The sequence below is a fragment of the Streptomyces sp. S465 genome, from assembly GCF_026898115.1.
Lineage (GTDB): Bacteria > Actinomycetota > Actinomycetes > Streptomycetales > Streptomycetaceae > Streptomyces > Streptomyces luomodiensis.
This window is the reverse complement of record NZ_CP114036.1, coordinates 1,251,335-1,272,204: the sequence shown is the minus strand read 5'-3', so window position 1 is coordinate 1,272,204 and position 20,870 is coordinate 1,251,335. Positions and strand designations below refer to the sequence as shown.

The following is a 20,870-nucleotide window of genomic DNA, read 5'->3' as shown; positions in this document are numbered from 1 at the left end:
GAGCACCGCCAGGAACACTCCGTCGGCCCAGGGGTGCCCGGGGAGCGGCGGAGAACTGGCGGCGGTTCGGGCACGCCTCGGATGGCCGGGCGCCACGGCGGGGCACACTGTCGCGTGACGCCCCCGATATCCCGCCCCGAGGTTGCCCATGGCGTTCGGACTGGCACACCGCAAGGAACGGCCCCGGGTACCGCTGCGCCACGGGGAGGGCGACAAACACCGGCTCACCAGCGGTGAGGGGCTGGCCGCGCTGTCCCTGGACGCGCTGAGTTCGGTCGCGTACGGCCCCGAGGCCATCGTGGTCGTCCTGATCGCCGCCGGAACCGGGACGCTGACCGCCACGCTGCCCATCACCGTGGTCATCGTCGTTCTGCTCACCGTGCTGGTGATCTCCTACTGCCAGGTGATCGCCGTCCATCCGGACGGAGGCGGCGCCTACGCGGTGGCGAAGAAGAGCCTCGGGCCACGGCTGAGCCTGCTCGCCGCAGCGGCCCTGATCGTCGACTACGTCCTCACCGTCGCTGTCAGCCTGGCCGCCGGCGCCGCCAGCCTCGCCTCCGCCTTTCCGGCCCTCTCCACACATCTGCTCGCCGTCTGCCTCGTGCTGCTCGTCCTGCTCACCACGGTGAATCTGTGGGGAGTGGCCGAGAGTGCTCGGGTGCTGATGCTGCCGGCCGTTCTGTTCATCGTCAGCATGCTCGGCATCGTCGTCATGGGGATCCTGCGCTCGCACCCCGCGGCCGTCGTCGGCACCGCCCACTCCGTCCGGGCCACCGAGTCGCTGGGCATTCTGCTCATTCTCAAGGCGTTCTCCTCGGGCTGCTCCGCCCTGACCGGTGTGGAGGCCATCGCCAACGGCGTACCGATGTTCCGTGAGCCACGCGTCAAGCGGGCCCAGCACACCGAGCTGATGCTGGGCGTGCTCCTCGGCGCGATGCTTCTCGGGATGGCGTATCTCATCCGCCGCGACCAGGTGGCGCCGCGCCGCGGGGTGACGGTCCTCGCCCAACTCGCCGCCGGCGCGTACGGAACCGGATGGGAGTACTACGCCACCAGCCTCATCGTCACCCTCGTCCTCGCGCTCGCCGCGAACACCAGCTTCGGCGGTCTCCCCGTCCTGATGAGCGTGCTGGCGCGGGACAACCGGCTGCCCCACCTGTTCGGGCTGCGCGCCGAGCGGCCGGTGTACCGGTACGGGGTGGTAGCGCTGGCGGTGCTGTCGGCGCTGCTGCTCATCGCGGCCGCGGCCGAGACCCACCGGCTGATCCCGCTGTTCGCCATCGGGGTGTTCACCGGCTTCACCATCAGCCAGGTCGGCCTGGTCCGCCACTGGGCGACCGAGCAGCCCGAAGGGTGGCTTCGCCGGGCCGCGATCAACGGCCTGGGGGCCGTGCTGACGACCGTGGCCGGGCTGGTCCTGCTGACCACCAAGTTCCTCGAAGGGGCCTGGCTGGTCATGGTCGCGGTGCCACTGCTGATGCTGCTGTTCACCCGCATCCAGCGCTATTACACGGCGGCCTGCGAGGAACTGGGGCTCGGACGGATCCCGCCCCCGCCGGTGCACACCATGAGCCTGGTCATCGTCCCAGTCGGCGAGGTCAGCAGGCTCGCGCAGCGTGCGCTGACGGCGGCGCTGGCCCTGGGCGACGAGGTCGTGGCGGTCAGCGTCCAGGCCGAGGCCGAGAAGGCGCTGGCGCTGCGGTACGCCTGGGAGCGCTGGAATCCCGGGGTGCGTCTGGAGATCGTCGACAGTCCGCACCGCTCTTTGGCGCAGCCGATGGTCGCCTACGTGCGGCGCGAGACGGAGTCCGGCCGCGAGGTCGCCGTGCTCATCCCCGAGGTCGAGCCCCGGCACCGGCGCTACGCGCTTCTCCAGAACCAGCGCGGCCTGCTGCTGGCCGCGGTCCTCCAGGCACGCACCGATGCGGTTGTCTGCATGATGCCGTACCGCCTGAGGTTGTGACCGGTCCACTGGCCGGGATCGCGATGTTCCGTGCAACGCAGGGGCTGGGTGATGCTGCGATCCCTCGTGAGGACGCGCCGCCGGCTGCGCGGATACTGGGCGGCATGCGTATCGATTTCGACCCCGAGGCCATGGGCTCCACTCCCTTCTACAAACTGCTGACCTCGGTCGTCGTGCCCCGGCCGATCGCCTGGGTCTCGACGATCAGCCGAGACCACCTTTCGGCGAACCTCGCCCCGCACTCGTTCTTCACCGTCTCGTCCGTGGCCCCGCCGATCGTGCAGTTCACCTCCGTGGGGCGGAAGGATTCGCTGCGGAACGCCGAGGACACCGGGGAGTTCGTGGTGAGCCTCGCGCCCGAGGGACTCTTCGAGCAGGTCAACGCGACCGGGACGGACTTTCCGCACGGGGTGAGCGAGTTCGAGATGGTGGGGGTGGCGCAGGAGCCGAGTGCGCGGGTGAAGCCGCCTCGGGTGGCGGGGTCGCCGGTGGCGCTGGAGTGCGTGGTACACGGCACGGTGGGGTTCGGGAACTCCACGGTGGTCTTCGGGAGGGTGGTGCATGCCGCGATCGACGACGCGGTGATGGTCGACGGGCATGCGGAGATCAGCAGGCTGCGGCCGCTGTCCCGGCTGGGGAAGGACGAATGGGGCACGGTCGGCGAGGTGCGGGACATCGCCCGGATCCGGTACGCCGACTGGGAGGGCGAGCGGCCGGGGGAGGCGTGAGGGCCCGGGGTCGCGGGCGCGCGCGATGATCGAGACCGTGGTGTTCGACATCGGCTCGACCCTGGTCCGTGAGGACCGCTACTGGGGCGCCTGGGCCGACTGGCTCGGTGTGCCGCGGCACACCCTGTCGGCGCTGGTGGGGGCCGTCGTCGCGAGGGGACGGGACGACGGGGACGCGATCCGCCTGGTGCGGCCGGGGGTGGACATCGAGGCCGAGCGGCGGGCGCGGGAGGCGGCCGGGCGGGGGGAGTGGCTGGACGAGACCGATCTGTACCCGGATGTGCGGTCCGCGCTCGGCGCGCTGCGGGAGTCGGGGCTGCGGATCGTGCTGGCCGGGAACCAGTCGCTGCGGGCGGGTGAGCTGCTGCGCGGACTGGAGCTGCCCGTCGACGCCGTGGCCACGTCCAGCCAATGGGGGGTCGTCAAGCCCGATCCGGAGTTCTTCCGGCGGGTGCTGGAGCTCGGCGGTGCCGCGCCGCGGCGGACGGTGTACGTGGGTGACTATCCGGCCCTCGACATCCGGCCGGCGAAGGCCGCCGGGCTGCGGGCCGCGCATATCCGCCGGGGGCCGTGGGGGTGTCTGTGGGCCGATACGGCCGACGCGGCGATGGCGGACTGGCGGATCGACTCGTTGGACCAGCTGGTGGAGATCGTCGCCGGACCGCCGGTGTGAGCGCCTTCACCGGACCGCCGGTGAGGGGAGGGGTGCGCGGTGGGTGGGAAATTCACACCCGGTGTGCTGCGAATGCTCGCATATATCTACCGCACACCCTTCCCTGGCGCTCCGCATGGCGATTGACTCGTCCCATACCGCTCAGGGGGCGCCAGACCTGAGCGAAGGGGCCGCCGGACTCCTCCCTCCTCGGCCGGCGGCCCATCCCCATGCCTCAGCCCGCCGACTCGGCCGCGTGGGCGCTCAGCACGCCGAAGCCGACCAGGGCGAAGAGCGCGAGACCCAGCAGCACCCGGTAGATCACGAACGGCATGAAGCTCTTGCTGGAGATGAATTTCATGAACCATGCGATGACCGCATAGCCGACCACGAAGGCCACGACCGTGGCGAAGAGCGTCGGACCCCACTCCGTATGCCCCTCGGACGCGTCCTTCAGCTCGAAAACGCCCGAGGCCAGCACCGCCGGCACCGCGAGCAGGAAGGAGTACCGGGCCGCCGCCTCGCGGGTGTAGCCCATCAGCAGCCCGCCGCTGATCGTCGCGCCTGACCGGGAGACGCCCGGCACCAGCGCCATCGCCTGGCAGACGCCGAATATCAGGCCGTCCCGGATGCTCAGTTCCCGCAGCGTCTTGCGCTGGTTGGCGACACGGTGCCGGCCGCCCGTCTCATCGCGCGCCGCGCGCCGGTCCGCGAAGCCGAGAACGAGGCCCAGGACCACGAGGGTCGTGGCGATGAGGCGCAGATCGCGGAACGGACCCTCGATCGCGTCCTGAAGTGTGAGGCCGAGCACGCCGATGGGTATGGAGCCGACGATCACCAGCCAGCCCATCTGGGCGTCGTGGTTGCCGCGCCACTCCTTGCTGAAGAGCGAGCGGAACCAGGACGAGACGATGGTGACGATGTCCTTGCGGAAGTAGATGAGCACCGCGAGCTCCGTGCCGATCTGGGTGATCGCGGTGAAGGCGGGCCCAGGGTCGTTCCAGCCGGCGAACGCGGCCGTGAGCCGCAGATGGGCGCTGGAGGAGATCGGGAGAAACTCAGTCAACCCCTGGACCAGCCCGAGGATGAGTGATTCAAACCACGACATTGAGTCTTCGCTATCCAAAGGCTGATCGTGCGCTGATCGGTGCATGGCCGTGAATGGCCATGCGTGACCGATGCAGGCGGGTGGTCGTTGGGTAGGCCGGCGGTCGAGGATCAACTGCCGGTTGTGGGGCAGCGTAGCGTCCCCGGGTGCGCGGCTTATCAAGGGCCCGGTCGGAGCATCGGTTGATCACATCGGCCAGGGGTACTCGGCGGTGGCCGCCCGGCCGTGGGGGGCCGTGCCGACGATCAGGTGTGGACAGCCATGGACAGTCGTGGACAGCCGAGGAGCCGCGCCGTATGACCGCGTTCGGGCCCGACGGAGGTCGGGGAGGCCGAGGGGGCGGGACCGGCGGGACCGGCGGGACGATCACCACCGATGTCCCGGCACGGCTGGACCGGCTGCCCTGGTCGCGCTGGCACTGGATGATCGTGATCGGTCTCGGCACCGTATGGATCCTGGACGGCCTCGAGGTCACCGTCGTCGGCAACATCGCCAGCCGCCTCTCCGAGCCCGGCAGCGGTCTGTCCATCACCGACGCGCAGGTCACCGGTGTGGCGGCGGCCCTCTATGTGGCCGGGGCCTGCACCGGGGCGCTGGTCTTCGGCTGGCTCACCGACCGTCACGGCCGCAAGAAGCTCTTCCTCGTCACGCTCGGGGTCTATCTGGCCGCCACCGCGCTCACCGCCGTCTCCTTCTCCGCCTGGTGGTTCTTCCTTTTCCGCTTTCTCACCGGCTTCGGCATCGGCGGGGAGTACGCGGCCATCAACTCCGCGATCGACGAGCTGATCCCCAGGATCTACCGGGGCCGCGTCGACCTGATCATCAACGGCAGCTTCTGGCTCGGCGCGATGGGCGGCTCGCTGCTCTCCGTGCTGATGCTGAACACCGGCGTCTTCCCGCTGAACGTCGGCTGGCGGCTCACCTTCGCCTTCGGCGTCGTCCTCGGCCTGGCCATCCTGCTGGTCCGCCGGAACGTCCCCGAGAGCCCGCGCTGGATGTTCATCCACGGCCGGGCGGCGGGCGCCGAGGAGCTGGTCGCGGAGGCCGAACGGCGGATCGAGGCCCGGACCGGGCGGCGCCTCCCCGAGCCGGACCAGGCCATCACCGTCAGAACGCGGAAGAGCACCGGCTTCGTCGAGATCGCCCGGACGCTCTTGCGGACCTATCCCCGGCGCGCGTTCCTGGGGCTGGCCCTCTTCATCGGACAGGCGTTCCTCTACAACGCCATCACCTTCGGGTTCGGCTCGATCCTGGTGAGGTTCTTCGGCGTGCCCAGCGGCGCCACCGGCTACTACTTCGCGGTCATCGCGTTCGGCAACTTCCTCGGGCCGCTGCTGCTGGGCCGGCTCTTCGACACCGTCGGCCGCCGCCCGATGATCTCGAGCACCTACCTCCTCTCCGGTGTGCTGCTCTTCCTCACCGCCTGGATGTTCGGCGACGGCCGGCTCGGCGCGACCACGATGACCGCCTGCTGGTGCGCGGTCCTCTTCTTCGCCTCGGCCGGTGCCAGCGCCGCGTATCTGACGGTCAGCGAGGTCTTCCCGATGGAGACGCGCGCCCTGGCCATCGCCTTCTTCTACGCCATCGGCACGGCGGCCGGAGGCATCAGCGGCCCGCTGATCTTCTCGGACCTGACGCAGAGCGGAGTCGTCGCCGACACCGTGCTGGCCTTCTCCATCGGGGCGTCGCTGATGGTCGCCGCCGGACTCGTCGCCGCCTTCCTCGCCACCCCGGCGGAACGGCGCTCGCTCGAGGACATCGCCGAACCGCTGTCCGCCCGCGCCGCGACCGCCTCGGCCCCCGCCTCCGGGCCGGCCGACGGCTGAGACCGCCTGCCGGAGGCACCGCGGGCAGGTCCGCCCGTCAGACCCCCGGCGGCGTCTTGGGCGGTGTCTCGTGCCCGGCCGGGTCCTGCCCGCCCCACGCGGGCCGCATCCGGCCGCGTTTGCGCCAGGCCACCAGCGCACCGGCCACGGCGGGCACCGCGATGAACGCCAGCGCGAGGAGGAAGGCGGGTGAGGTGGGGGTGGTGGCGTGGCTGCCCGCGACCACGTACGCGGCGGTGTTCGGCACGCTGCCCAGCCCCGTGGCCAGCAGGAAGGACAGCCAGCCCATCCGTGAGACGGCCGCGCAGTAGTTGGCGGCGGCGAACGGTACGCCGGGGAACAGCCGGATCGCCAGCATGGACCGGAACCCGTGGTCGCTCAGCTGCCGGTCCGCCGCCGTCAGCCAGCGGCCCCGCAGCAGCCGGCGCAGCGCCTCCTGCCCCAGCAGCCGCCCCAGACCGAAGGCGATCCCGGCGCCGATCACCGTGCCGCCGACGGCCGTGACCAGCCCGGTCTGGACGCCGAAGAGCGCACCGGCCGCCAGATTCAGCAGCGGCCTGGGCACCAGCGCGGCGGTGCCCACCCCGTACGCGGCCGTGAACAGCGCCGCGGCCGTCACCCCCGACAGCTGCGGCGGCCAGCCATGGACCAGCAGCCGCTGCGGCTGCCACAGCCAGACCGCGATCGCGGAGCCGGTGAGCAGCGCGGCGAGCAGCGCCAGCCGCGACCACGGCGAGAGCAGCACGGCGCGGGCACGGCGCACGGCCGGGTTCGCGGGCGGGGCGGCGACATCGAGCATCGCTGGAGCGTAACCGACCGGGATCGGCGGACGCTGCGATGTCGTCGGCTTGTCTCCCGATTGTCGGCAGACCGTCGACATACGGTCCCCGGACCGTCGGTAACGCGCCGTCGGGTCCTTGGCCGAACGTCAGGAACGAGCACTTCGGTCCCCCGCGCGCACCGAAAACCATTCGACGCGGACCGTACAGTGCGCGAAGATCACAGCATGTTCCGGCTCGCCTTCCTCACGCCGACGTCCGCGGTCGCGGACGCGCCGAAGGCTGCCGTCCCCTCTCCCACTCCGGCCGCGGCCGTCGCCCTCACCACGGACCCGCCCGCCGCCGTTCCCGCCGCCTGCCTCGACGGCGCCCGAAGCTGACCCTCCTCGGACGACTCCGACGGACCCCTTGGGGGGAGGGTCGGCCAGGCACTCGGGGTCCGCGCCTCCCACCCGCGCCGACGAGGAGAGACCGTCGCATGTCCAAGCAGACGTATGTGCGCACCAAACCGCATCTGAACATCGGCACCATGGGCCATGTCGACCACGGCAAGACCACGCTGACCGCCGCCATCACCAAGGTGCTGAGCGAGCGCGGCACCGGCGGCTATGTGCCGTTCGAGCGCATCGACCGGGCGCCGGAGGAGGCCGCGCGCGGCATCACCATCAACCTCGCGCACGTCGAGTACGAGACCGACACCCGCCACTACGCGCATGTCGACATGCCCGGCCACGCCGACTTCATCAAGAACATGATGACCGGCGCCGCCCAGCTCGACGGGGCGATCCTCGTCGTCTCCGCGCTCGACGGCGTGATGCCGCAGACCGCCGAGCATGTGCTGCTGGCCCGTCAGGTCGGTGTCGACCACATCGTGGTGGCCCTCAACAAGGCCGACGCGGGCGACCCCGAACTCACCGACCTCGTCGAACTCGAGGTGCGCGAGCTGCTCACGGCGCACGGCTACCCCGGCGACACCACGCCCGTCGTACGGGTCTCCGGACTGCGGGCGCTGGCCGGCGACCCGCGCTGGACCGGGGCGATCGAGGCGCTGCTGGACGCCGTGGACATCTATGTGCCCACACCCGTGCGCTCCACCGACGCGCCGTTTCTGCTGCCGGTGGAGAACGTGCTGACCATCACCGGACGCGGCACGGTGGTCACCGGCGCCATCGAGCGCGGCACGGTACGGACCGGCGACCGGATCGAGGTGCCCGGCACCGAGGTGGCCACGGTGGTCACCGGAGTGGAGACCTTCGGCAAGCCCATGGTGGCGGCCGAGGCGGGCGACAACGTCGCGCTGCTGCTGCGCGGGGTGGCGCGGGACGCGGTGCGCCGCGGCCATGTGGTGGCCGCGCCCGGCAGCGTCGTACCGCGGCGGCGCTTCACCGCGCGGGTGTACGTCCTGTCGGCGGCCGAGGGCGGCCGCCGGACACCGGTGTCCACCGGCTACCGTCCGCAGTTCCACCTGCGTACGGCCGATGTGGTCGGCGCGGTGGACGTCGGGGACGCCGTGGCGGCGCGCCCCGGGGACACCGTCACCATGACGGTCGAGCTCGGCCGCGCCGTACCGCTGGAGCCGGGCCTGGGCTTCGCGATCCGCGAGGGCGGCCGCACGGTGGGCGCCGGCACGGTGATCACCGTGCTGCCCGACCAGCCGTGACCACGGCCGGCCCCGCCCGCCCCCGCCCCGACGGGAGGCGGCCGGGCGGGGCCGGCCGGCCCCGTGGCGGCGGGCGGGACCGCGAAGCCCGTGACGGCACAATGAGAGGGTGAACGAGCCGATACCCGTGACCCGGGCCGTGGACGGCGGAACCGCCAAGCTGATGCCGGACCTGGACCGTCCGCGGGCGTGGCTGCTCACGGTGGACGGCGCCCCGCAGTCGTACGTCGACCTGGACGACCCGGCCCATCTCGAATTCGAGTACGCGCGACGGATGGCCCATGTCCTGGACGCGGCCGCCGAGCCCGGCGCCCCGCTCGACGCGCTGCATCTGGGCGGCGGGGCGCTGACGCTGCCCCGCTACCTGGCCGCCACCCGCCCCGGCTCCCGCCAGGTGGTGATCGAGGCCGACCGGGGACTGCTGGCGCTGGTCGCCGAGCACCTCCCGCTGCCGGCCGGGACGGACGTCACCGTGCGGCCACAGGACGCCAGGACCGCCCTGGAGGCCGCGCCCGAGGGGTCCGCGGATGTCATCGTGGCCGATGTCTTCGGCGGTTCGCGGGTGCCCGCGCATCTGACCTCCGTCGAGTACGCCCGCGCCGCGGCCCGCGCGCTGCGGCCGGGCGGGCGGTACACCGCGAACCTGGCCGACGGGGCGCCGTTCACCTTCCTCCGCTCCCAGCTGGCCACCTACCGCACGGTGTTCGCGCACCTCGCCCTGATCGCGGAGCCGTCCATGCTGCGCGGCCGCCGGTTCGGCAATGCCGTGCTGGTGGCCTCCCAGTCCGAACTGCCGGTCGCCGCGCTGGCCCGCCGCGCCGCGGCCGACGCCTTCCCGGCCAGGGTCGAGTACGGGGCGGCGCTGGAGCGCTTCACGGGCGCGGCGGCGCCGGTACGGGACGAGGACGCCACGCCGTCGCCCGAGCCCCCGAGCGGGACGTTCAGCGTGGGCTGACCGGCTCCGGACCGGCGTCCGTGGCGGCGACGGGCCCGCCCTCGGTGACGGGGGTGGTCCCGGTGACGGGGGTGGTGGTCTCGCGCCGCCGCAGCCCCCGTACGTCCGGGACGGTCAGCACCGCCAGCGTCAGCGCCAGGATCAGCGCCGCACAGCCCCACAGCGAGGCCGACCGGCCGAACGCCTGCTCGGCCGGGCCCGCGAGCGCCGTGGCGAGCGGCAGCATGGCGACGGAGCCGAACCAGTCGTACGCCGAGACCCGCGACAGCTTGTCCTCGGGGATCTCCTGGCGCAGCGCGGTCATCCAGGACACCCCGAACACCTCCATCGACACCCCGACCAGGAACATCACCGCGACCAGCGCCGGAACCGGCACCGGAACGGCGAGCGCGGCCGACGGCAGGGCGAGCGGCAGAACGCACAGGGAGCCCGCGAGCAGCAGCCGGCGCGGCCGCCAGCGCATCATCAGCAGTCCGCCCAGGAGGGTGCCCACGCCGAACGCCGCGAGCGCGAGCCCCCAGGGACGTGCCCCGCCCAGATGCTCCTCGGCGACCAGCGGCCCGAACACCGCCTCGGCCGCCCCCACCACCGCGTTGACGACGGAGAACTGGACGACGATCGACCACAGCCAGGGCCGGCCGGTGAATTCGCGCCATCCTTCGCGCAGATCCTGGAGCATTCCGCCGCCGGGTTCCCGCCGGGGCACGGCGCCGACGTCGAGCAGGGCGCGCAAGGCGCCCGCGATCGCGAACGCGGCGGCGTCGACCGCCAGCACCCAGCCGGGGCCGACCACCGCGATCAGGGCGCCGCCGAGCGCGGCACCGCCGATCTGCGCACCGTTCATGCCCATCCGGAACAGCGCGAAGGCGCGGGCGGCCTGTTCGCCGTCGACGCTGGAGAGCAGCATGCCCTCGGCGGCGGGGGCGAAGAACGCCTGCCCGGTGCCGCCCAGCGCGGAGAGCACGGCCATCTGCCACAGCCGTGCCTCACCGGACAGGACGAGCACGGCGAAGGCGGCCTGCGAGACACAGTTGAGGCTGTTGGCGGCGACCATCACCCGGTGCCGGGGCAGCCGGTCCGCCAACGCGCCGCCGATCAGCAGGAAGACGACCAGCGGAAGCGTACGCGCCGCCGCCACCAGCCCGACGTCGCCGCCGTCCCCGCCGGCCTCCAGTACGGCGAACGCCGCCGCGATGAGGGCCCCGGCGTTTCCGAGACCCGTCACCACGGCGGCGGTGGTCAGCAGTGTGTAGTTGCGGCCGGCCCATGCGGGGCGGCCCGGTCGGAGGCGCGGGGCCGGGGGAGTCGTCACATCGGGACTATCCCTGGGGGCGGGCCCCGGAGTCCAACCGGATTCCAGCCGTCGTCAGCCGGTGGATCAGCGGTTCAGGAACTCTCTTCCTTCAGCGGCCGCAACGAGCTCATGATCTTTTTGATGGTGGAGTCCGGGACCTCTTCCTTGGTGCCCTTGACCGAGTACAGGACCCAGGTCGCGAAGTCGCCATTGGTGTCGGTGTAGGTCACCGTGACGGCCTTGCCGTCGGTGGTGCACTTGTCGGTCTTCTTCACCCCGGTGACGGTGGCCGACGCGGTGTAGCCCTCCAGGCCGTGGTCGCTGGTGAACTTCTTGGCCTCGGTGACCTTGCGGGTCCCGGTCTGGTCCTGGTCGAAGGCGGCGAAGACCCAGTTCTCGGCCTCGATCTTGGCGGCCGACGCCTCGCTCTTGGCGCCCTGCGCACCCTTCGAGCCCGCCCCGGCGGCGTGGCTCTTGTTGGTGTAGCCGTCCTTGTCCGTGACCGAGCAGTAGTCCTTCTTGTATCTGGCCGGAGCGGACATGACAACGAGCGGCTTGCCGTCGTCGTCCTCGAAACCGGTGCTCAGCCCCGGCGATTCGACCGTCCACTCCGGCGGGACGTCGAAGGCGTTGTGCCGCTTGGCGCTGACCACCGGCTTCCAGCCGGGTATGACCGCCTTGACGTCGGTGGCGTCGCCGCCGGCCCGCGGGTTGTCCTCGTCGCCGCCGGCCGGGTCCTCGGTCGGCTCGGTGGAGGCCGGAGCGGACGCGGAGGTGGCGGGCGTGTCCTTGCCCTTGGACTCGTCACCGCTGTCGTCGTCCTTGCCCAGGACCACCGCACCGGTGATGGCGGCCGCCGCGACCACCGCGATCGCGGCGACGACCGCGATGGTGGTCGTGCGCTTCTTGTCGTTCCGCGGCGGCTGCGGGGCGCCGGGCGGGCCGGACGGGGTGCCCCACTGCTGGCCGGGCGGGCCCTGCGGCGGCCCCTGCGGTGCACCCTGCGGCGGGCCGTAAGCGGGCTGCTGCCCCGACTGGCCGGGGTGTCCCGGCTGCTGCTGCGGCGGCTGGGGTGGTGGGGGTGGCTGCTGCGGCTGCTGATAGGGATTCGGTGTGTGGTACCCCGGCTGCTGGTACGGGTTGGGCGTGTGGTGCCCCGGCTGCTGATACCCCGGCTGCTGATAGGGGTTCTGATCGTGTGGGTTGTTCTGCTCGCCCCCGGGCGGCTGCTGTCCTGGCCACATGGCCAGTAACGATAGAGGGGGCCGAGGACGGCTGCTACGTCCGCCCTGTCGGCCGCCCCTTTCCCCGTTGGCTACTCGGTGGTAGCTTCCGGGGGCATGTCAGAGACCCTGCCCTCCGTCGGTGAGATGCTCGCCGCCACGGTGCCCATGGTGCGCACCCTGAACCTGGAGTTCGTCGAGGCCACACCGGAGCGCGCGGTGCTGCGCCTGCCGGACCAGCCCGACTTCCACAACCACGTCGGCGGCCCCCACGCGGGCGCGATGTTCACCCTGGCGGAGTCCGCGAGCGGGGCCGTCGTGCTGTCCGCGTTCGGCGATCAGCTCGGCCGTGCCGTACCGCTGGCCGTGCGCGCCGAGATCGGCTACAAGAAGCTCGCCAAGGGACCCGTCACCGCCACCGCCACCCTCGGCCGGCCCGCCGCCGAGGTGGTCGCGGAGCTGGACGCGGGGGAGCGTCCCGAATTCCCGGTGAACGTCGCGATCACACGCGAGGACGGCGCGGTGACCGGCGAGATGTCCATCGTGTGGACCCTGCGCCCCCAGTCCTGACCGGTCCTCCCCACGTCGGAGTCGACGCGAACGGGAGCACGACCTGGGGATGATGGCGACCGCGCGCCGATTGAGTAGGCTTCCCGGCGTGCGCCGCGTTCCCGTCCGGCGCACGCCGGGAAGCGATCGCCACACGGGGAGGAACCGGCGTTGCATATCGAGGAATGGCTCGAGACCGTACCCGCGGTCAGCGTGTATCTGCTCGTGGGTCTCGTGATCGGTCTGGAGAGTCTGGGAATCCCGCTTCCCGGTGAGATCGTCCTCGTCAGCGCGACGCTGCTGGCGGCCTCCCAGGACCACATCAACCCCTACATCCTGGGGGCCAGCGCCATCGCGGGCGCGGTGATCGGCGACTCCATCGGCTATCTCATCGGCCGCAAGGGCGGACAGCCGCTGCTCGACTGGCTGGGCCGCAAATTCCCCAAGCACTTCAGCGCCGAGCATGTGGCGACCGCCGAGCGCTCCTTCCAGAAGTGGGGCATGTGGGCGGTCTTCATCGGCCGTTTCATCGCCCTGCTGCGCATCTTCGCGGGGCCCCTGGCCGGCGTGCTGCGCATGCCGTACTGGAAGTTCCTCATCGCCAATGTGTCCGGCGGCATCGTCTGGGCCGGCGGCACCACCGCGGTCATCTACTCCGTGGGCAAGGTCGCGGAGGACTGGCTCAAGCGCTTCTCCTGGCTCGGGCTCGTGCTGGCCCTGCTCTTCGGCCTCGGCTCGATGCTCGTCATGAAGTGGCGCTCCAAGAAGACCAAGCCCGTCCCGGCCGCAGCGACCGGTTCCGAGACGGCCGAGCCGGAGCCGGTCCCGGCCGGCGACTAGGGCGACCAGGACCGAGACTCAGGGCCGGGACGGCCGAGACGGTCAAAACTGCTGGCACGGCGAAGAGGACGACCAGGTGGGAGAGACAGTGCAGGCGTTGGTCCATGGGATCGGCGGGAAGGAGCCGCAGGTCGCCCCCGAGGCGTTCCTGGCCCCCACGTCGGTGGTGATCGGCGAAGTCGAGCTGGCGGCGGGCTCGAGCGTCTGGTACCAGGCGGTGCTGCGCGCCGACGGCGGCCCCATCGTCGTCGGCGCGGACACCAACATCCAGGACAATTGCACCGTGCATGTCGACCCCGGGTTCCCGGTCTCGATCGGTGAGCGGGTCTCCATCGGGCACAACGCGGTCGTGCACGGCTGTACGGTCGGAGACGATGTGCTCATCGGGATGGGTGCCACGGTCCTCAACGGCGCCCGGATCGGTGCCGGATCGCTGATCGCCGCGCAGTCCCTGGTGCCGCAGGGGATGCGGATACCGCCCGGCTCGCTGGTGGCCGGGGTGCCCGCGAAGGTGAAGCGCACCCTCACCGACGAGGAACGAGAGGGCATCAAGCTGAACGCCCAGGTGTACGCGGACCGGGCGAAGCAGTACCGCGAAGCGCTCCGGGGCCGGCCCGCGATGTGACCCGATGTGATCGGACGGTGGTCATGGACTGGGAAGCCTTCGCCGAACGCATGGCCACCATGGCGCGGGACCTGCTGGCGCAGGAGTCCTTGGACGCCACGCTGGAGCGGATCAGCGCGTGCGCGGTGGAGATCGTGGAGGGCTGCGACGCGGCCGGCATCCTGGTGCTCCACGGCGAGCGGGTGGAGACCCTCGCCCCCACCGAGTCGATGGTGGTCCGCTCCGACCGGCTCCAGCAGCGGCTCGGCGAGGGGCCCTGTTTCGACGCCGCGGTCCGTCTGAGCGGCGAGCGGGCGTTCCGGATCCAGGACTTCACCCGGCCCCAGGAGCGATGGGCGACGTACGTCGGCCGGGCCCGTGAGCTCGGCATCGGCAGCATGATGGGGTTCCTGCTCTACACGTGGCAGGAGAACCTGGGTGCCCTGAACCTCTACTCCCGCCGCCCCGCCGCCTTCACCAAGGCCAGTGAGACGGCCGGCTGGCTGCTCGCCTCGCACGCCGCGGTCGCCTTCTCCAGCGCCCGCACCGCCGACCAGCTCCAGCAGGCGCTCGAGACCCGGCACACCATCGGGGAGGCCATGGGTATCCTCATGGAACGCCTCAAGATCACCGAGGACGACGCCTTCGCGCTGATGCGGCGGGTCTCCCAGGAACGCAACGTCAAGCTGCGCGACATCGCCCGGCAGATCTGCGTAAGCGGCGGCCTCGACGGCTGACGCGCCGTTCGAGGGCTCACGCCCCCGAACGGTGGGACGGCTCCTTCCGGCCCGCGGTCTGGACCGGAAGGGCCTGACCATCGAGTTCCCCCGGGGGTGACGCCGATGGCTTGCGGGCCGGGTACCCAGCCGTCCGGTTCACCACACCTCGCGCAGATCCCGCCCGGAGCGCGGCCGGACCCGGTGCGGGTCCCGAGGGGCGCGGACGGGGCGCCAGGTGGTGACGAGGGCCGCGGCCAGGAGGAGTTCGGCGAGGTCACCGCCGTAGTACATGATCTCCGCACCGCCCTGGACCTCGGCGATCGGGGCGTGCACCCGGACCCAGAAGCCCCCGTACATCAACTGGGCGATGGCGGCGTGCGCCGCGATGGCGACGCCGAGGACCCACAGCCGGGCCGGTACGCCGGGCCGGCCGGGGGCCGGGTCGGGGCCGGCGATGACATGGGCGAACAGCCAGCCGGAGAGCAGGAAATGGGCATGCACCGGCCAGTGCCACCCCGGTCGGCTCAGGGCGGTGTCGTAGAGCGGGGTGAAGTACAGCAGCACCAGCCCGCCGGTGCTCAGCAGCAGGGCGGTGACGGGGTGGGCGAGCAGCCGCGCGGGACGCGAGCGGAGCACGGCGGTCAGCCGGCGGCCGTGGCCCGGGGGCAGGGCGCGCAGCAGCAGGGTGACCGGGGCGGCGAGCACCAGCGCGAGGGGCGCGTACATCCCCATCAGCAGATGCTGGACCATATGGCCGCGGAAGTCCTCATGGCCGAACGGCGCGAGCGGCGGCAGCAGCGCCACGGCCAGCAGGACCAGCCCGGCCGCGAAGCTGATCGACCGCGCGGGCGGCCAGCCCTGGGCGGGGTGCCGGCGCCGGGCACGGCGGACCGCCAGCGCGTAGCCGACGGCGCCCGCCAGCAGGGCGAGGGCCGGCAGCCATACCTCCAGGGCGTCGCCGCCCCCGCCGTGGCCATGGGCCGGATGCGCCGCGCCGCCACCCATCACCCGCGCCCGGTGGCGCGGGGCGCGCCGGGGTCGAAGGACGCCCCGCCGCGCTGGAGCGAAAAGCCGCCGGCCACCAAAAGGGCGCCCAGGACCAGGAAGCCCGCGTCCCACCAGGGCTGTTCCGGGCCGCCGCGGACATGGTGGATGCCGAGGATCTGGTGGTCCAGCAGGCCCTCGACGAGGTTGAACAGGCCCCAGCCGACCAGGATCCAGCCCCACAGCACACGCGAGCCCCACACCCGGCGCCGGTCGTGGGTGACCCGGGCGTAGAGGAGGGCCAGGCCCAGCAGCACCGCGATCCAGCACACGGCGTGGAAGATGCCGTCCCATACGGTGTTCATCCGCAGGCCGGGGACGGTGTGCGGGTTGTAGTAGCGCACCCCGATGCGGTCGTGGTCGGTGCTGCTGAGCATGTGGTGCCACTGGAGCAGCTGGTGCAGCAGGATTCCGTCGAGGAAGCCGCCGAGCCCCACCCCCAGCACGATCCCCGGCAGCCGGATGGTGCGCGGGGCCGACGGCCCGGCTCGGGCTTCGTCCGCTGTGGTGGCCATCACCGCGCTCCGTCCTGACGCCGCCGTGTCTCCCGCGCTTCTCCCGCGCCCTCCGCCACCACGGCTTCCCGGCCGGCCCGGATCCCTCACCTGTCCGCGCCGTCTTTCCGCCATCTCGCCGAACCGGGCCGGGGCGTTCCGCCCGGGACCGGCCGGACTCCCCGTCAGGCGGCGGTGACGGTGAACAGCCCTCCGTCGGGGTCGCGCAGGGTCGCCTGACGGCCCGCGGCGGAAGGGGCCGGCGGGAGGGCGACGGTGCCCCCGGCGGCGCGGGCCGCCGCCACGGCCGCCGTCACATCGGGGACGCGGAAGTGGACGTACCAGCGCGGCCGGACCCGCGGGTCGGGGGCCTGCTCGACGGCGCCGCCGCGGATCACCGCGAGCTTGCGCTCCGCCTCGCCCACGATCACCTCGTCGTTCTCGTACTCCACGGAACAGGGGCCCTCCGGCGCCGCCCAGCCGAACACCTCGCCGTAGAAGAGGGCCGCCGCGAACGCGTCACGGGTCCGCAGCTCCAGCCAGGCCGGGGCGCTGTCTTGTCCCGCCGCCCAGCCGGGCAGCGCCTCTCCCTCCCAGAAGCCGAAGACGGCGCCGTCGGGGTCGGCGGCCAGCGCGGCGCGGCGGCCCGGACCGAACGCGAGCGGGCCGACCCCGACGGTGCCGCCCCGCTCGTGGATCCGGGCCGCGGTGGCGTCCGCGTCCGCCACCGCGAAGAACGGCGTCCAGGCGACCGCGCCCCGGAGGCTGTTCGCCAGCTCACCGATCCCGGCCACCGGCGCCCCGCCGAACAGCGCCGTACGGAACTCCTCATCCAGCCTGGTGGAACGCCAGGTCCACCCCAGCACCGCGGTGTAGAACTCCTGCGCCGCCTGGAGGCTGCGGGCGGCGAGACTCACCCAGCAGGGGAATCCCGGCCGTGCCTGGCCGACCGGCTTCATGGGCACCACTCCTCACTCTCCGCCCCGACCAGCGCGGGGACGGCAGCGGTGTACCCCGCGTGCCCGGAGCTATGCCTGAGTGGCGCGGGGCCAGGTGTCCGGGGCGATGTCGTGCCAGATGTTCTGGGCCTGGATCAGCAGGGTGCCCAGGACGGCGACGGTGGCGGGGGAGACGCTGCGCTCGTCGGTGAGCTGCTTGTGCAGGGCACCATGGCGCCGTTCCACCGCGTCCAGCACCTCGTCCAGTTCACCGCGCGCGGACTCGGAGGCGGCGGGCCGGCGGATCAGATCGGCCCGGACCTTGCAGGCGGCCGCCAGATCGGCGAGGAGGCGGCCGTAGTCGTGCAGCGGCTGCCGGTCGGGGACGGGGATGGTGCGGTTCTCGTCGGCGATGTCGATCATGGTGGCGGCGACCGCGTCGACCTGGGCGACGATCGAGCCCCACCGCTGGTCCTCGCTCTCGTCCGGAAGCGGTGGCAGCTTCCTGCGCCGCTTTCCCGGGAGACTCGGGTTCAGCCGGAGGCTCTCATGGCTCCACAGCCGTGCGGACCGCAGGCTGTCCAGCCGCTGCCGGAGCCGGCCGGTCAGCCGCCGCCATTCGGCGGCCGTGTCCCCGGACCAGTCCTCCTGGGTCAGCCCCTCGGCGATGCTCGCCAGCGTCTCCTCGGTGCCGCGCGCCAGGCCGCTGAGGTTCTCCGGAACGTTGCGCAGATGGACCGGCGGCAGGACCAGGGCGTTGACCGCGATGCCGATCGCGGCGCCCAGCACGGCCTGAAGCAGCCGGTGGGAGACGGTGAGGCTGGACACGGGCGCCGAGGTGAGGGTGAACAGCGCGGTGGTGGGCCCGTAGATGCCCTGGTCGCCGAGGCGGGGCCAGTTGCTGAGCAGCATCACGACCGGCAGGACCAGGGCCACCGCGATCAGGGTGTTCCCCGTCAGGGCCTCGGCTCCCGCCGCCAGCAGCGTGCCGACGGCGATGGCCACCAGTTGCTGGAGCCCCTTGAACAGCGAACGGTAGACGGTGGCCTGGACCAGCACCACCGCCACCCACGGCGCCATCAGCGCCACCGGATCCTTCAGCCACCATCCCGAGACCGCCCAGGCGAGCGTGGCCGCCGCGGCCGCCTTCAGGGACTGTACGACCAGGTCCCGCTCCCGTCCCGGTGCCCGCCAGGCCCGGCCCGCCGCATCCGCGATCCCGCGGACTTCGACGCGGATCACATACAGCTTCTCGATCACGTGCCCCATGGCGTAGTGGGTTCCTGAGACGGGCCCGGTTATGCATGGCCGGGGACCGTCCGCGGTCCGCTCAGCCGGTGGCCAGCAGCAGCGTCCCCACCAAGGCGAGCCCGGCGCCCGTCGCCTGGACCACGCGCAGCCGCTCGCCGAGCAGTCCGCGGGCGGCGAGCGCGGTCACCACCGGGTAGAGGGAGGCGAGCACCGCGGCGACGGTGACCGGGCCGTGGTGGGCGGCGAGGCTGTACGTGCCGTTCGCGGCCACATCGGCCAGGCCCACGAAGGCCAGCGTGGGCAGCGACGCCCACACCACGCCCATCCCGCCCTCGGGCAGCCCGGGATCACCGCGCCGCACGGAGACCCAGAGCGCGGCGCCGCCGACCGCCACATTGCACACCCGCTGGACGAACAGCGCGAGGAACAGCCCGGTCAGCGTGGTCGACGCCTCGGCGATCAGCGCCATCACCGAGCCGAAGCCCAGCGCGGCGACCGCGGTGAGCAGCAGCGTCTGCCGCTGGACGGGCGTACCGCCGGTCTGCGGGCCGCTGGCCAGGACCACACCGGCGACCGCCACCACGATCCCCGAGACCTGGAGCACCCCCGGCCGCTCGCCGAGCACCAGCGCGACACAGAGCGGCACGATGACCCCGCCGAGCGCGCCGAGCGGGGAGACGACGCCCATCGGGCCGAGCGCGAGGGCCCGGTAGAAGCACAGCATCGCGGCCGGGCCCACCACACCGGCCGCCGCGGCGAACCACAGCTGCGGTCCCGCCTCGGACCATCCGCCGGTGGCCACCACGATGGCGCCGAGGACGGCCACCGCGATGGTCTGGGAGACCACGACCACGGTGAGCGCGGGGGTGCGGCGGGTGAGCAGCCCTCCGCCGAAGTCGGCCAGCCCCCAGAGCAGGCTGGTGGCCAGAGCGAAGAGCGCGGACATGGTGAAACCTCGCCGTACAGTGTGATGGACGTGGGAGTACAACCCACGGTAGTTCAATGTACTCGACTACGCCATTCACTATATTGGACGGACCGGATCGTGACGGACCTCGATCAGCTCACCCAGTCGCTCGCCCGCAACCTCAAGCGGTGGCGCAATGAACGCGGCTTCACCCTCGACGCCCTCGCGGCCCGCGCCGGGGTCAGCCGGGGCATGATCATCCAGATTGAGCAGGCCCGTACGAACCCGAGCGTGGGCACCACGGTCAAACTCGCGGACGCCCTCGGTGTGAGCATCACCACCCTGCTCGACTACGAGCAGGGGCCACGGGTGACCGTCGTCCCTCCCGAGCAGGCGGTGCGGATGTGGTCCACCGAGGCGGGCAGCTACACCGCGCTGCTCGTCGGCACCGAGGCGGACGGCCCGCTGGAGATGTGGGGATGGCGGCTGATGCCCGGCGACGGCAGCGCCTCCGATCCGCACCCGTCCGGCACGGTGGAGCTGATCCATGTGACGGCGGGCGAGCTCACCCTGGAGATCGGCGGTGAGAACCACACCGTCCCGGCCGGCACCTCCGCGGCGTTCGAGGCGAACACCCCGCACACCTACCGCAACGAGGGGGAGGTTCCGGTGGAGATGACCATGGCGGTGTCGGTGCCGCCCGCGCGCTGAGACCGCCGGGCCCGGCCCGGCCCGAACTGCTAGTTTGTCGGCATGAGTACGCCGATGGATGCCTTCGACGAGGTCCGTCCCGCCGTCGAGTGCCTGGACCTGCTGACCGCCCCCGTCGCCGAGGCGCTGCGCACCTGGCGCGGCTCGGAGCCGGTGGAGCGGGTGCTGTTCGTGGACACGGACCCGGACAAGGCCGACACCGCCGTACTCGTCGAGCACTACGGGGCCTCGCTGCTGGAGCAGTCCGCGAACTGCGTGGTCGTCGCGGGCAAGCGCGGTGGCGAGGTCACCCTGGCCGCCTGCCTCGTCCTCGCCCACACCCGGGCGGACGTCAACGGCGTGGTCCGCCGCCACCTGGGCGCGCGCAAGGCGTCGTTCGCCCCGATGGACACGGCCACGGGGGAGAGCGGCATGGAGTTCGGCGGCATCACCCCGATCGGACTGCCCGGGAGCTGGCCGATCCTGGTGGACGCCGCCGTGGCCGACATCCCGTACGCGCTCATCGGCAGCGGCAGCCGGCGCGGCAAGCTCATCGTGCCGGGCAAGGTGCTCGCCGGGCTGCCGGGCGCGGTCGTCCTGGAGGGCCTCGGCGTCTGACTCGACGCTCCCGAGCCCCCGACCCTTG

General features: G+C 72.3%; 22 protein-coding genes. 13 read left to right on the top strand and 9 right to left on the bottom strand.

Going from position 1 to position 20,870, the window contains the following annotated elements; translation table 11 throughout:
- The first annotated feature begins 148 nt into the window (after nucleotides 1-148).
- From N6H00_RS05355 to N6H00_RS05345, 3 genes are all read left to right on the top strand, one after another.
- Entirely contained in the window at nucleotides 149-1,963 is a 1,815-nt protein-coding gene (locus N6H00_RS05355; protein WP_268970402.1) for an APC family permease, read from the top strand.
- 104 nt (nucleotides 1,964-2,067) lie between these two features.
- Nucleotides 2,068-2,691, top strand: a complete 624-nt coding sequence (locus tag N6H00_RS05350) for a flavin reductase family protein (RefSeq protein WP_268970401.1) — start codon at nucleotides 2,068-2,070, stop codon at nucleotides 2,689-2,691.
- Between the two features lie 25 nt (nucleotides 2,692-2,716).
- Nucleotides 2,717-3,364, top strand: a complete 648-nt coding sequence (locus tag N6H00_RS05345) for an HAD family hydrolase (RefSeq protein WP_268970400.1) — start codon at nucleotides 2,717-2,719, stop codon at nucleotides 3,362-3,364.
- A gap of 214 nt (nucleotides 3,365-3,578) precedes the next feature.
- Here N6H00_RS05345 and N6H00_RS05340 read toward each other — a convergent pair whose 3' ends face one another.
- A complete protein-coding gene (locus tag N6H00_RS05340; RefSeq protein ID WP_268970399.1) occupies nucleotides 3,579-4,451 on the bottom strand; it encodes an undecaprenyl-diphosphate phosphatase in 873 nt (290 codons plus the stop codon).
- Between the two features lie 296 nt (nucleotides 4,452-4,747).
- On the opposite strand from N6H00_RS05340, the gene N6H00_RS05335 reads away from it, so the two are divergent.
- Nucleotides 4,748-6,277 (top strand): MFS transporter, encoded by a 1,530-nt coding sequence (locus N6H00_RS05335; RefSeq protein ID WP_268970398.1) that lies wholly within the window; start codon nucleotides 4,748-4,750, stop codon nucleotides 6,275-6,277.
- A 37-nt stretch (nucleotides 6,278-6,314) separates the two neighbouring features.
- On the opposite strand, the gene N6H00_RS05330 is transcribed toward N6H00_RS05335, so the two are convergent.
- Nucleotides 6,315-7,076, bottom strand: coding sequence for a TVP38/TMEM64 family protein (locus N6H00_RS05330; RefSeq protein WP_268970397.1), 762 nt, complete (start codon nucleotides 7,074-7,076; stop codon nucleotides 6,315-6,317).
- Between the two features lie 207 nt (nucleotides 7,077-7,283).
- On the opposite strand from N6H00_RS05330, the gene N6H00_RS05325 reads away from it, so the two are divergent.
- From N6H00_RS05325 to N6H00_RS05315, 3 genes are all read left to right on the top strand, one after another.
- Nucleotides 7,284-7,436, top strand: coding sequence for a hypothetical protein (locus N6H00_RS05325; protein WP_268970396.1), 153 nt, complete (start codon nucleotides 7,284-7,286; stop codon nucleotides 7,434-7,436).
- Nucleotides 7,437-7,534: 98 nt separating this feature from the next.
- Complete coding sequence (gene tuf, locus N6H00_RS05320) at nucleotides 7,535-8,716, top strand: elongation factor Tu (protein WP_268970394.1); 1,182 nt, start codon at nucleotides 7,535-7,537, stop codon at nucleotides 8,714-8,716.
- 109 nt (nucleotides 8,717-8,825) lie between these two features.
- Entirely contained in the window at nucleotides 8,826-9,671 is an 846-nt protein-coding gene (locus tag N6H00_RS05315) for a spermidine synthase (protein WP_268970393.1), read from the top strand.
- On the opposite strand, the gene N6H00_RS05310 is transcribed toward N6H00_RS05315, so the two are convergent.
- Both N6H00_RS05310 and N6H00_RS05305 read right to left on the bottom strand, forming a co-directional pair.
- Nucleotides 9,658-10,983 (bottom strand): MFS transporter, encoded by a 1,326-nt coding sequence (locus tag N6H00_RS05310; protein WP_268970392.1) that lies wholly within the window; start codon nucleotides 10,981-10,983, stop codon nucleotides 9,658-9,660. The genes N6H00_RS05315 and N6H00_RS05310 overlap by 14 nt on opposite strands.
- 74 nt (nucleotides 10,984-11,057) lie before the next feature.
- A complete protein-coding gene (locus N6H00_RS05305; protein ID WP_268970391.1) occupies nucleotides 11,058-12,209 on the bottom strand; it encodes a hypothetical protein in 1,152 nt (383 codons plus the stop codon).
- Between the two features lie 96 nt (nucleotides 12,210-12,305).
- Between N6H00_RS05305 and N6H00_RS05300 the strand changes: the two genes are divergently transcribed.
- From N6H00_RS05300 to N6H00_RS05285, 4 genes are all read left to right on the top strand, one after another.
- Entirely contained in the window at nucleotides 12,306-12,758 is a 453-nt protein-coding gene (locus tag N6H00_RS05300; RefSeq protein ID WP_268970390.1) for a DUF4442 domain-containing protein, read from the top strand.
- A gap of 150 nt (nucleotides 12,759-12,908) precedes the next feature.
- Nucleotides 12,909-13,577, top strand: a complete 669-nt coding sequence (locus tag N6H00_RS05295; protein WP_268970389.1) for a DedA family protein — start codon at nucleotides 12,909-12,911, stop codon at nucleotides 13,575-13,577.
- Nucleotides 13,578-13,653: 76 nt separating this feature from the next.
- Nucleotides 13,654-14,202 carry a gamma carbonic anhydrase family protein gene (locus N6H00_RS05290; RefSeq protein WP_268970388.1) on the top strand — a complete coding sequence of 183 codons (549 nt, stop codon included), beginning with the start codon at nucleotides 13,654-13,656 and terminating at the stop codon, nucleotides 14,200-14,202.
- Nucleotides 14,203-14,225: 23 nt separating this feature from the next.
- Entirely contained in the window at nucleotides 14,226-14,918 is a 693-nt protein-coding gene (locus N6H00_RS05285) for a GAF and ANTAR domain-containing protein (RefSeq protein WP_268970387.1), read from the top strand.
- A 138-nt stretch (nucleotides 14,919-15,056) separates the two neighbouring features.
- On the opposite strand, the gene N6H00_RS05280 is transcribed toward N6H00_RS05285, so the two are convergent.
- The 5 genes from N6H00_RS05280 to N6H00_RS05260 form a co-directional block, all read right to left on the bottom strand.
- A complete protein-coding gene (locus N6H00_RS05280; RefSeq protein ID WP_268970386.1) occupies nucleotides 15,057-15,905 on the bottom strand; it encodes a cytochrome c oxidase assembly protein in 849 nt (282 codons plus the stop codon).
- A complete protein-coding gene (locus N6H00_RS05275; protein ID WP_268970385.1) occupies nucleotides 15,905-16,459 on the bottom strand; it encodes a DUF2243 domain-containing protein in 555 nt (184 codons plus the stop codon). Before N6H00_RS05275 ends, N6H00_RS05280 begins: the two co-directional genes overlap by 1 nt.
- A 164-nt stretch (nucleotides 16,460-16,623) precedes the next feature.
- The gene (locus N6H00_RS05270; protein ID WP_268970384.1) at nucleotides 16,624-17,397 is read right to left on the bottom strand and encodes a VOC family protein; all 774 of its coding nucleotides are present in this window, start codon (nucleotides 17,395-17,397) and stop codon (nucleotides 16,624-16,626) included.
- Nucleotides 17,398-17,466: 69 nt separating this feature from the next.
- On the bottom strand, nucleotides 17,467-18,645 hold the full coding sequence (locus tag N6H00_RS05265; protein ID WP_268970383.1) for an FUSC family protein: 1,179 nt from the start codon (nucleotides 18,643-18,645) through the stop codon (nucleotides 17,467-17,469).
- A gap of 61 nt (nucleotides 18,646-18,706) precedes the next feature.
- Nucleotides 18,707-19,573: an EamA family transporter gene (locus tag N6H00_RS05260; protein WP_268970382.1), complete on the bottom strand. Its 867-nt coding sequence runs from the start codon at nucleotides 19,571-19,573 to the stop codon at nucleotides 18,707-18,709.
- A 99-nt stretch (nucleotides 19,574-19,672) separates the two neighbouring features.
- On the opposite strand from N6H00_RS05260, the gene N6H00_RS05255 reads away from it, so the two are divergent.
- Together N6H00_RS05255 and N6H00_RS05250 are read left to right on the top strand one after the other, a co-directional pair.
- Entirely contained in the window at nucleotides 19,673-20,245 is a 573-nt protein-coding gene (locus N6H00_RS05255; RefSeq protein WP_268970381.1) for a helix-turn-helix domain-containing protein, read from the top strand.
- A gap of 42 nt (nucleotides 20,246-20,287) precedes the next feature.
- Nucleotides 20,288-20,842 (top strand): YbaK/EbsC family protein, encoded by a 555-nt coding sequence (locus N6H00_RS05250; protein ID WP_268970380.1) that lies wholly within the window; start codon nucleotides 20,288-20,290, stop codon nucleotides 20,840-20,842.
- The last annotated feature ends 28 nt before the right edge of the window (nucleotides 20,843-20,870 follow it).

What these genes read in the sequence shown, in the direction of transcription:
- N6H00_RS05325 (WP_268970396.1), top strand. Translation starts at nt 7,284, where the DNA reads ATGTTCCGGCTCGCCTTCCTCACGCCGACGTCCGCGGTCGCGGACGCG.
- N6H00_RS05250 (WP_268970380.1), top strand. Translation starts at nt 20,288, where the DNA reads ATGAGTACGCCGATGGATGCCTTCGACGAGGTCCGTCCCGCCGTCGAG.
- N6H00_RS05350 (WP_268970401.1), top strand. Translation starts at nt 2,068, where the DNA reads ATGCGTATCGATTTCGACCCCGAGGCCATGGGCTCCACTCCCTTCTAC.
- N6H00_RS05285 (WP_268970387.1), top strand. Translation starts at nt 14,226, where the DNA reads ATGGACTGGGAAGCCTTCGCCGAACGCATGGCCACCATGGCGCGGGAC.
- N6H00_RS05300 (WP_268970390.1), top strand. Translation starts at nt 12,306, where the DNA reads ATGTCAGAGACCCTGCCCTCCGTCGGTGAGATGCTCGCCGCCACGGTG.
- N6H00_RS05345 (WP_268970400.1), top strand. Translation starts at nt 2,717, where the DNA reads ATGATCGAGACCGTGGTGTTCGACATCGGCTCGACCCTGGTCCGTGAG.
- N6H00_RS05335 (WP_268970398.1), top strand. Translation starts at nt 4,748, where the DNA reads ATGACCGCGTTCGGGCCCGACGGAGGTCGGGGAGGCCGAGGGGGCGGG.
- N6H00_RS05265 (WP_268970383.1), bottom strand. Translation starts at nt 18,645, where the DNA reads ATGGGGCACGTGATCGAGAAGCTGTATGTGATCCGCGTCGAAGTCCGC.
- tuf (WP_268970394.1), top strand. Translation starts at nt 7,535, where the DNA reads ATGTCCAAGCAGACGTATGTGCGCACCAAACCGCATCTGAACATCGGC.
- N6H00_RS05280 (WP_268970386.1), bottom strand. Translation starts at nt 15,905, where the DNA reads ATGGGTGGCGGCGCGGCGCATCCGGCCCATGGCCACGGCGGGGGCGGC.
- N6H00_RS05330 (WP_268970397.1), bottom strand. Translation starts at nt 7,076, where the DNA reads ATGCTCGATGTCGCCGCCCCGCCCGCGAACCCGGCCGTGCGCCGTGCC.
- N6H00_RS05275 (WP_268970385.1), bottom strand. Translation starts at nt 16,459, where the DNA reads ATGGCCACCACAGCGGACGAAGCCCGAGCCGGGCCGTCGGCCCCGCGC.
- N6H00_RS05355 (WP_268970402.1), top strand. Translation starts at nt 149, where the DNA reads ATGGCGTTCGGACTGGCACACCGCAAGGAACGGCCCCGGGTACCGCTG.
- N6H00_RS05340 (WP_268970399.1), bottom strand. Translation starts at nt 4,451, where the DNA reads ATGTCGTGGTTTGAATCACTCATCCTCGGGCTGGTCCAGGGGTTGACT.
- N6H00_RS05270 (WP_268970384.1), bottom strand. Translation starts at nt 17,397, where the DNA reads ATGAAGCCGGTCGGCCAGGCACGGCCGGGATTCCCCTGCTGGGTGAGT.
- N6H00_RS05260 (WP_268970382.1), bottom strand. Translation starts at nt 19,573, where the DNA reads ATGTCCGCGCTCTTCGCTCTGGCCACCAGCCTGCTCTGGGGGCTGGCC.
- N6H00_RS05305 (WP_268970391.1), bottom strand. Translation starts at nt 12,209, where the DNA reads ATGTGGCCAGGACAGCAGCCGCCCGGGGGCGAGCAGAACAACCCACAC.